1 pseudogene is annotated in these 285 nt (G+C 59.3%); it reads left to right on the top strand.

The features are described from left to right. Positions 1 to 29: 29 nt before the first annotated feature. Positions 30 to 285: pseudogene (locus tag EOB49_RS35240) on the top strand (isoprenylcysteine carboxylmethyltransferase family protein); the annotation flags it as partial.

Here is a 285-nt window from a genome sequence, read left to right as displayed (position 1 = left end):
TCAAGTCTGCGCCCGTCGAGGCACACGGGCTGGGCAACTACCAGCATATGCGCCGGATAGTGCTTGCCGTTCTCGTGGTCGTGCTGTTCGCAGCATTGCTATTTGGTCAATCGACGTTTCCGCCCGACACACCGGTGCACGAATCGATCGAAATGTTCGGCGTGCTGCTGATTTTCCTCGGCATCGTGGGCCGTCTTTGGGCGACCCTCTACATAGGCGGGCGCAAATCATCCGAGGTGGTGACCGGCGGGCCTTACTCGATCACCCGCAACCCACTGTATGTGT

The sequence above is a fragment of the Mesorhizobium sp. M7A.F.Ca.MR.148.00.0.0 genome (assembly GCF_003997735.1).
Taxonomy (GTDB): Bacteria; Pseudomonadota; Alphaproteobacteria; order Rhizobiales; family Rhizobiaceae; genus Mesorhizobium.
This window is presented reverse-complemented; position numbering and strand designations above follow the sequence as displayed.